Source organism: Acinetobacter sp. YH12106, assembly GCF_013418995.1.
In the GTDB taxonomy this organism is placed as follows: Bacteria; Pseudomonadota; Gammaproteobacteria; order Pseudomonadales; family Moraxellaceae; genus Acinetobacter; species Acinetobacter pseudolwoffii.
Window position 1 is genome coordinate 1 of sequence record NZ_VPAV01000070.1, and the last position, 1,101, is coordinate 1,101.

Below are 1,101 nucleotides of genomic sequence, written 5' to 3' on the forward strand. Positions count from 1 at the left end.
TAGGACTTACGCATTGACGGATTCAAAAAAGTATTAAAATACTTTATAAAGTATCTGTGATCAGACGAATTAAACATGCTTCTACAGCAACTTGTACATTACCCATTTATATGGGCTTTCTCATGACAGAACCGAACTCTATTAGCTGCACACAACTTGCCGAGACTTATAATATCTCGCATGATAGTGTAAATCGCTTTCTAGAGCGTGAAGACTACACACCTCACGACCTATATCAAGAATCAATTCAACATATTGATAATAATAAACTTATAGTCAGTATTGATGATACTGTTTTAGATAAACCATATAGTCAACATATGGACTTGGTTAGCTATTTTTGGTCAGGCAAACACCACCGATCCGTCAAGGGTATTAATCTCATTACCTTGTATGCGATAGATCAAAATGGTCAAAATATTCCAATTAATTTCCGAATTTATGACAAATCTGAAAGTAAAACCAAGAATGATTACTTTATGGATATGTTAAGTGAAGTACTCAGTTGGGGTGCAAAGATTCAATTTATTACAGGTGATAGTTGGTATTCATCGACTGGAAATCTAAAAACCATAAGAAAATATGGTATTCGATTTATGTTTGGTATCGACTGTAACCGTAAGGTTTCCCCAGAAAAAGGACAATGGTTTCAACTGCGTTTATTGCCAGATTTCTATCAGGGTCAAGTGGTCTGGCTCAAAGATTTTGGCTTTGTACAATTATTTAAGACTCAGTTAAAAGAACAGCAGAGGTTTTATATTGTGCATCAAGATGAAGATGATTTATTGTCCTTTGAGGGTTTTCATGAATTACATTCAAGTCATTGGAAAATAGAGCAATATCACCGGGTGATTAAACAGGTTTGTCATATTGAAAAGTTTCAAGTAAGACGATCTAAACTGATTTTGAATCATATTTTTTCAGCCTTGATGGCCTACGTTGAGATACAAAAGAACCAGTTTGAGCGGATCTTTGAAAATGTATATCGTTGGCAGAAGAAATTATTTAGACCAGTTATCAAAAACTTCATTGATGACTTTATTCTCGATAAAAATCATCTGCTACCACAGAGAATCTATAAATAATAGTGCGTAAGTCCTA

The 1,101-nt window shown here is 34.1% G+C and carries 1 protein-coding gene; it reads left to right on the forward strand.

The window, feature by feature from the left end; all coding sequences use genetic code 11:
* Window positions 1-56: 56 nt before the first annotated feature.
* A complete protein-coding gene (locus tag FTU45_RS15315) occupies window positions 57-1,085 on the forward strand; it encodes a transposase (protein ID WP_100355201.1) in 1,029 nt (342 codons plus the stop codon).
* Window positions 1,086-1,101: the final 16 nt, after the last annotated feature.